Origin of the sequence: Paraburkholderia nemoris, assembly GCF_905221015.1 — a bacterium.
Taxonomy (GTDB): domain Bacteria; phylum Pseudomonadota; class Gammaproteobacteria; order Burkholderiales; family Burkholderiaceae; genus Paraburkholderia; species Paraburkholderia nemoris.
On sequence record NZ_CAJNBO010000011.1, the window covers coordinates 279,199 to 285,694 of the forward strand.

A 6,496-nucleotide genomic window follows, 5' to 3' on the forward strand; every position below is an offset into this window, starting at 1 on the left:
GGTCCAGAGCTCGAAAGTTGCTACCGGTGGATAACCCTGTAGCAACAAAAGTTATCCACAGATTCACTGAATAACCTTGTGGATAACTGGTACTTTTGCCTTGTCAATCAAGCATGCTTTCGGCCTAGGACGATTTGAGGCAACTGCACGTTCTTCGCTGTCATTCCGGGACAGCGATGTCGCCATCTACGAGCTGCCAGCCGTACGTCTCGGCAAACACCTGAGCCGCATCCGCATTTTCAAAAAACGGCATGTCCGCGTGGCCCTGAAAGGGATAGATCACGCGCTCGTCGCTCAACCGGATCACTTTCAGCGTCGGCACCGTCCCGCTGGACGTCCGACGCGACGACACGGCGACCTGATAGTTCGCGCGGCCCGTCAACGGCGTGGAATTCGCGCCCTGCGAGCGCCTGGAAGTGTGGCCTGCCATCGGTGCGCGCATCAGAGTCCGACGATCGACTCGCCGGCAACCATGCCGTCGATCACCCGCTCCGCGTAACTCGCTGAGGCAATGCGTGCGTCGCCGGCCGCGCCAAACGGTGAACGGCTCGGCACGCGAAATACACGGCTGCTGGTCAAGGTGTCGTCGGTGCCGCGGCGGCAGATTCGCACGGCGGCGTCGAAGCCTGAATCGTAGTGGCGGGCGCCATCGGCAGAACGCGGCTGGTGCGGATAAACCAGTGGGTAAATCTCAAGGCCCCGATAGCTTCTGATCGTATTGTTCATGGTAGTCGTCTCCGGTGAAGGATCTCGCGTGAAACGTGTGGCTGTGCGTTGGGCGTGACGCCGGGCGAGTCGCGGCGTTTCAGCGGACAAGGTGTTTCGACGACGATGCGCGTCAGGAGCGGCTTCTGTGAGGCCACGCCGACGACAACGTCAAGCGAAGTAGAAGGAAAGGACCCCGTTCGATTCAGGGCGCTGTGATGAGAGGCTGATGCCTGAGGGACTGCGCGAGACGCGCAGGAGAACTGCAAGCTGTTGGCTCACTGTAACACGTTAGAAGAGTGAGCATTAGGCGCATTTGCGCGCCGGGCGCGGGTGTTGCTTCCGAGTGCCGGGTATTGCGTACCGCTTTCTGTTTCTCGACGCTCGCACACCGATGAAGTGGATTCACAGGCATGTTCTGCGGATGCTTCACACACGCGACAAAACGTTCGGGATTAAATGCAAAAAGGGCGCCTTGATCGGCGCCCTTTCCTGATTTCGAGAACCCGTCTCGTCAGCAGACTTGTGCCGGACCGGTGTCCGGGCACGTCCGCCAGACGATTAGTTGCCGAAGAACACGTTGCAGTACGATGCCGGGCCGCTGCATTGGGCCGGTGCAGCAGCTTGAGCTGCGCCCGACGCAGCAGCAAACAGGGCGACGGAAGCGATCAGGGCGGTAAGAATGCGTTTCATGGTGCTACTCCTCTTCGGCGTTTAGTTCGCGATCTAGGGCGATCGATGGAGTGGAGAATAGCGATTCAGTGCCCGCCTAAAAATACCGAAGACAAGAAGATGTTTTTTCAAATAATGAAATAATCGGGACGCGTGTTTGCGGCGGGCTTGAGACGGGTGTCACGGCACGTCTCGCTCATGCGCTTGAAGTTACGATTGGCCGCTGCAGCCTTGATTTCATTTTTCGCAATAATATTTTTTGCTGTCATAAAGCCCGTTGCGGCGCGACTAAGGTCATCTGGTCATCGCTTGCAGGCGGGCATATGTTCAATACCAATTCGCTTGCGCTGGAACGTGCGGGAGAATGGCGCCCATGTCCGGGAACCGCGCGAGGAAAGCCACCCGTTTATGAACCACACCGATTCAGAAGAAAACGCGCGGCAACTGCGAGCGCGGCGATGGAGCCTGCCATGGCGCAAGTAAGCGGGCCGGCGCTCGATGATCCCGTTTATCTGACGCAATTGCGGCGCGACCTGTTGCGTTTCGCCCGTTTGCAATTGCGCGATGCCGCTGCCGCCGAAGATGCCGTCCAGGAGGCCTTGGCCGCCGCCTGGACACAAGCCGACCGGTTTGCCGCGCAATCGGAGCACAAGACGTGGGTGTTCGGCATCCTGCGGCACAAGCTTATCGACACCTTGCGCGCCCGGCAGCGCACGGTGAATCTGTCGGCGCTCGAATCCGAAATCGACGGCGAAACGCTGCTCGATCGCGAGCTCTTCAAGGACAACGGCCACTGGTCACGCGAGAGCAAGCCGCAACCATGGCCGACGCCTGAGACCGCGCTGCGTCAGCAGCAATTCTGGACCTTGTTCGAGATGTGTCTGGAGCACCTGCCCGAGCACATCGGGCGCGTGTTCATGATGCGCGAATTCCTCGATCTCGAAACCGAAGCGATCTGCGCCGAACTGCAGATGACCGCCAATCACTGCAGCGTGCTGATCTACCGCGCGCGGCTGCGCTTGCGCACTTGCCTGAGCGAAAAGGGCCTATCCAGAGAGGATGCGAATGGGGAAGTGTAAGCACATCACGCGGCTATTATCAGACGCGCTCGACCGCCGTTTGACGACCGGCGAATGGGTCGCGATCCGGCTGCATCTGCCGACTTGCAGCGGCTGCCGCAATTACCGCAAACAGATCCGTCTGCTGCGCGTGGCGGCGCGCACGGTGAGCGGGATTGCGACGCCGGGTGCGGGTGGTAGTGACGATTGAGGTGGCGCTTGTTAGCGCTCGCCGGGTGGCGTGTTCCGGTAGCGCTCGAAGAAGCTTGCGTGTGACGCTTCGTCGATGGAAACGGGATGCGCTTGGGCACCGGCCGGATGTTTAGCCAACTGCGCGCGCGTGCGGATCGGCCGATGCTGGAAATTGCCGCCGCAGTTCGGACACACGTTGCGTAGCGTGCTGAGCGCACACACTTCGCAGAAGGTGCATTCGTACGTGCAGATCATTGCGTCGGGCGCGTTCGGCGGCAGTGATTTGCCGCATCCTTCGCAGGACGGTCTCAGTTCAAGCATGGTGGCTCCGGGTCGGCAGGGAAGCGAGGCGCGGGACTACGCCTCGTCTGTGTCGAAGCAGTGTAAGCGGATCGAACCACGCGGAATTGACAGCCAGGCGTCAATTCCTGCCACCGCTTGTGATCCTTGGGCCAGGTTCAGGTCAACACGGTCCACAACGCGAACGTCAATGCGAGGCCGACGACGGATACGATCGTCTGCAGCACCGACCAGACCATCACCGTCTGCTTCAATTGCAACCCGAAGTACTCGCGCACCATCCAGAAGCCCGCATCGTTCACGTGGCAGAAGAAGACGGACCCAGCGCCGATCGCGAGCGCCATCAATGAATTGTGAGTCGCGCTGAGGCCCGCGACGACCGGTGCGACGATACCGGCCGTCGTAGTGGTCGCAACCGTCGCGGAGCCGGTTGCCTGCCGCAGCGCGACGGCGATCAGCCAAGCCAGCAGAATCAGCGGCATGTGCGCGCCGACCGCGATCTTGCCGATCGTCGTGCTGATGCCGGCCACCACGAGCGCCTGCTTGAGGCCACCGCCTGCGCCGATGGTCAGCAGCAACGCAGCGATCGGTGGCAAGCTCTTGCGCAGAATGCCGCCGACCCGGTCGCGTGCCATGCCGCGCGACCAGCCCAGCGCCACCACCGCGAATAGCACGGTGAGGCCGAGCGCAACCAACGGCTCACCGAGAAAATTGAGCGCGTCGAACAGGAAGGTCTCGGGTTGAAGCAGAAGTTTGGCGACCGTGCGGCCCAGCATCAGCACGACCGGCAACAGGATCGTGATGAGCGAGATCGCGAAACTCGGCGGCTCGCCGGTGCTTTGTTCTGCGGTGAAAAGCTTGCCCATTTCTTCAGGCTCGACCACATGCATCCGCTTCGACAACCAGATGCCGTAGACCGGTCCCGCCAGAATGACCGCCGGAATCGCAACGATCAGGCCGAGACCGAGCGTCAGACCGAGATCGGCGTGCAGCGCGCTCACGGCGATCAGCGGCCCCGGATGCGGCGGCAACAGGGCGTGCAGCGTGGTCATGCCGGCGAGCGCGGGAATCGCAATCCGCAGGATCGGCTGCTGCGAACGGCGCGCCATCACGAAGATGATCGGCACCATCATTACCAGGCCGACTTCAAAGAAGAGCGGCAGGCCAACGATGATTGCTACCAGCGCCATCATCCACGGCAGTGTGCGTGGCGTGGAATGTTTGAGGATGGTCGAGACGAGCCGGTCGGCGGCGCCCGATTCGGCCATGAGCGCGCCGAGCATCGCCCCGAGCGCGATGATGATGCCGACGTCGCCGAGCAATGCACCCGCGCCTTTGCTGAATGCGCTGGCCACCGCTTCCAGCGGCAGACCGGCCGAAAAGCCCGCTGCGAACGTGCCGACCAGAATCGACAGAAACGGTGCGAGCTTCAGCACGCTGATGAAAACGATGATCAGTGCGAGCCCGAGCACGCACGACAAAATCAGTTGAGTGTCGTGGGATGACCACGGCGCGAGTGTTGTCGTCAGATGCACGATGTCCCTTTTTCCGATTGACGCAGCCGCGACTGCGCGCGGATGACGGATTGTAGCGGGGCAAGGTGACTTGACGCAGTGAGACACGCAGTGCGGGACCGCTGGGGTGTCCCGCCCCCTCCGGCGTGATTTGCTTATGCGAATTTATCGGTTCGTCCAGGCTTGCAGACGAATTATCGTCGAAGCTAATCGGTCCGTTTCGCGTCCGTCTTTTTAACGAGCACTTTTATGTCCCGTCATCCGTTGCTCACGCGTCGCGCGTTTATCGCCGGCGTGGGCGCCTCGCTGGCCGCCGCGGCCTTGCCCGTTGTCTCCACGTCAGTCTTCGCCGCGGATGCGCATGCGAAGGAATTTCGTATCGGTTATCAGAAAGCGGCCAATACGCTCGTGTTGCTGAAGGCGCACGGCACGCTCGAAAAGCAACTCGCACCGCTTGGCATCACGGTCAAATGGACTGAGTTTCCCGCCGGCCCGCAGTTGCTCGAAGGATTGAATGTCGGTGCGATCGACTTCGGTTATGTCGGCGAGGCGCCGCCGGTGTTCGCGCAGGCGGCTGGTGCGAACTTTGTCTATACCGCGTATGAAATCCCGACGCCGCATGCCGAAGGGATCCTCGTCCATCAGGACGCGCCGATCAAAACGCTCGCCGATCTGAAAGGCAAAAAGATCGCGTTCAACAAAGGTTCGGACGTTCACTGGTTTCTGGTCGCCGCATTGCAGAAGAACGGTGTGAAGTACAGCGACATCCAACCCGTTTTTCTGGCGCCCGCTGATGCGCGTGCGGCCTTCGAGCGCGGCGCGATCGATGCATGGGCAATCTGGGACCCGTTTCTCGAGGCGGCAAAACGTCAGTCGAATGCCCGCTTGCTCGCCGACGCCGAAGGGATCGTCAATCACCACCAGTTCTTCCTGAGCGCGCGGCCGTTTGCGGAGAAAAACGGCGATGTGCTCGCGATCGTGATGGATGCGGTGAGTAAAGAGGGCGAGTGGGTGCGCGGGCACTACAGCGAAGCAGCCGCTCAGCTCGCGCCGATTCAGGGCCTCGACGCCGGTGTGATCGAAGCGGGTTTGCGGCACTACGCGCACATCTACAAGCCCATCGATGCGAACGTGCTTGCAGAACAGCAACGTATTGCCGACACGTTTAGCGAGCTGCGCATCATCCCGACAAAGATCGTGACGAAGGACGCTGCATTGCCTGCCAAGGCTTAGGTCATTCAGGCTCAGGTCGCATAGACCGCGATGTTTCTACACCTAGGCGAATAGCACTTCGACGTTTTCCGGAGGGCGGCCAATCACGGCTCGTCCGTTTCGCACGACGATCGGTCGTTGCAGAAGGATGGGGTGCTTGGCCAATGCTTCGTATAACTGAGCGTCGCTTAGCGTGGTGTCGGAGAGGCCGAGTGCTTTGTATTCGGCTTCGGTGTCGCGGATCATCTCGCGGACTGTGCAGCCTAGTTGCGTGTTGAGTTGCGTCAACTGCGCGATCGTGAGCGGCTGCTTCAGGTATTCGATGACCTCTGTTGGTTCGTTGGCGCTGTTGTAGGTGGTGGCGATCAGGTCGCAGGTCGCTCGCGATTTTGAACAGCGGGGGTTGTGGTAGATGATGATCATGGTTGGTTGGGTGAGTGGTGCTTGTGTTGGGGCGCAGGGCGTTTTTCGTGGGGGATTTTAGCGGGTGCGGGGCGTTGGGTGGGAGCGCCGCGCCGGCAGGTGGAGCGATTGCGTTTGTTGAGGCACGAACGTAGCGTTGCCAGTTGGTGATGCTGTCGTTCGGTTTATGCGCATAAAGAGCCTGCCGGAAGTTGTCGAGCATCGTCACGTGCCGTGGGATGGCTTGGGTCGCTCTGCTGAACGCTTCAACTCATACTGGTTGAGCCTCCCCTTTGTATGAATGGACGCGAAGCTTCATGCGGCCACCACCCCAGTCCCAGTCCCAGTCCCAGTCCCAGTCCCAGTCCCAGTCCCAGTCCCAGTCCCAGTCCCAGTCCCAGTCCCAGTCCCAGTCCCAGTCCCAGTCCCAGTCCCAGTCCC

The 6,496-nt window shown here is 60.7% G+C and carries 10 protein-coding genes; 3 read left to right on the top strand and 7 right to left on the bottom strand.

The window, feature by feature from the left end:
- Positions 1-160 precede the first annotated feature (160 nt).
- The 4 genes from KHO33_RS19330 to KHO33_RS19340 all read right to left on the bottom strand — a co-directional run bounded on the left by KHO33_RS19330 (position 161) and on the right by KHO33_RS19340 (position 1,646).
- On the bottom strand, positions 161-430 hold the full coding sequence (locus KHO33_RS19330) for a DUF6723 family protein (protein WP_234480340.1): 270 nt from the start codon (positions 428-430) through the stop codon (positions 161-163).
- A gap of 11 nt (positions 431-441) precedes the next feature.
- Positions 442-726, bottom strand: a complete 285-nt coding sequence (locus tag KHO33_RS19335; protein ID WP_054034198.1) for a hypothetical protein — start codon at positions 724-726, stop codon at positions 442-444.
- Positions 727-1,266: 540 nt separating this feature from the next.
- Entirely contained in the window at positions 1,267-1,398 is a 132-nt protein-coding gene (locus tag KHO33_RS42625; protein ID WP_257021004.1) for a hypothetical protein, read from the bottom strand.
- Between the two features lie 107 nt (positions 1,399-1,505).
- A complete protein-coding gene (locus tag KHO33_RS19340) occupies positions 1,506-1,646 on the bottom strand; it encodes a hypothetical protein (RefSeq protein WP_200561166.1) in 141 nt (46 codons plus the stop codon).
- Positions 1,647-1,847: 201 nt separating this feature from the next.
- On the opposite strand from KHO33_RS19340, the gene KHO33_RS19345 reads away from it, so the two are divergent.
- Both KHO33_RS19345 and KHO33_RS19350 read left to right on the top strand, forming a co-directional pair.
- Positions 1,848-2,456 carry an RNA polymerase factor sigma-70 gene (locus KHO33_RS19345; RefSeq protein ID WP_054034290.1) on the top strand — a complete coding sequence of 203 codons (609 nt, stop codon included), beginning with the start codon at positions 1,848-1,850 and terminating at the stop codon, positions 2,454-2,456.
- On the top strand, positions 2,443-2,646 hold the full coding sequence (locus KHO33_RS19350) for a zf-HC2 domain-containing protein (protein ID WP_054034200.1): 204 nt from the start codon (positions 2,443-2,445) through the stop codon (positions 2,644-2,646). Before KHO33_RS19345 ends, KHO33_RS19350 begins: the two co-directional genes overlap by 14 nt.
- An 11-nt stretch (positions 2,647-2,657) precedes the next feature.
- On the opposite strand, the gene KHO33_RS19355 is transcribed toward KHO33_RS19350, so the two are convergent.
- Together KHO33_RS19355 and KHO33_RS19360 are read right to left on the bottom strand one after the other, a co-directional pair.
- Positions 2,658-2,948: a DUF1272 domain-containing protein gene (locus KHO33_RS19355; RefSeq protein WP_200561168.1), complete on the bottom strand. Its 291-nt coding sequence runs from the start codon at positions 2,946-2,948 to the stop codon at positions 2,658-2,660.
- Between the two features lie 137 nt (positions 2,949-3,085).
- Positions 3,086-4,462 (bottom strand): GntT/GntP/DsdX family permease, encoded by a 1,377-nt coding sequence (locus KHO33_RS19360; protein ID WP_200561170.1) that lies wholly within the window; start codon positions 4,460-4,462, stop codon positions 3,086-3,088.
- Between the two features lie 228 nt (positions 4,463-4,690).
- On the opposite strand from KHO33_RS19360, the gene KHO33_RS19365 reads away from it, so the two are divergent.
- Positions 4,691-5,674 carry a sulfonate ABC transporter substrate-binding protein gene (locus KHO33_RS19365; protein ID WP_054034202.1) on the top strand — a complete coding sequence of 328 codons (984 nt, stop codon included), beginning with the start codon at positions 4,691-4,693 and terminating at the stop codon, positions 5,672-5,674.
- A gap of 42 nt (positions 5,675-5,716) precedes the next feature.
- Here KHO33_RS19365 and arsC read toward each other — a convergent pair whose 3' ends face one another.
- A complete protein-coding gene (gene arsC / locus KHO33_RS19370) occupies positions 5,717-6,076 on the bottom strand; it encodes an arsenate reductase (glutaredoxin) (RefSeq protein WP_200561171.1) in 360 nt (119 codons plus the stop codon).
- Positions 6,077-6,496 lie beyond the last annotated feature (420 nt).

Bases quoted from the DNA above. Each gene is read 5' to 3' on its own strand.
- KHO33_RS19350 (WP_054034200.1), top strand. From the start codon at position 2,443: ATGGGGAAGTGTAAGCACATCACGCGGCTATTATCAGACGCGCTCGAC.
- KHO33_RS19330 (WP_234480340.1), bottom strand. From the start codon at position 430: ATGGCAGGCCACACTTCCAGGCGCTCGCAGGGCGCGAATTCCACGCCG.
- arsC (WP_200561171.1), bottom strand. From the start codon at position 6,076: ATGATCATCATCTACCACAACCCCCGCTGTTCAAAATCGCGAGCGACC.
- KHO33_RS19340 (WP_200561166.1), bottom strand. From the start codon at position 1,646: ATGACAGCAAAAAATATTATTGCGAAAAATGAAATCAAGGCTGCAGCG.
- KHO33_RS19335 (WP_054034198.1), bottom strand. From the start codon at position 726: ATGAACAATACGATCAGAAGCTATCGGGGCCTTGAGATTTACCCACTG.
- KHO33_RS19365 (WP_054034202.1), top strand. From the start codon at position 4,691: ATGTCCCGTCATCCGTTGCTCACGCGTCGCGCGTTTATCGCCGGCGTG.
- KHO33_RS19355 (WP_200561168.1), bottom strand. From the start codon at position 2,948: ATGCTTGAACTGAGACCGTCCTGCGAAGGATGCGGCAAATCACTGCCG.
- KHO33_RS42625 (WP_257021004.1), bottom strand. From the start codon at position 1,398: ATGAAACGCATTCTTACCGCCCTGATCGCTTCCGTCGCCCTGTTTGCT.
- KHO33_RS19345 (WP_054034290.1), top strand. From the start codon at position 1,848: ATGGCGCAAGTAAGCGGGCCGGCGCTCGATGATCCCGTTTATCTGACG.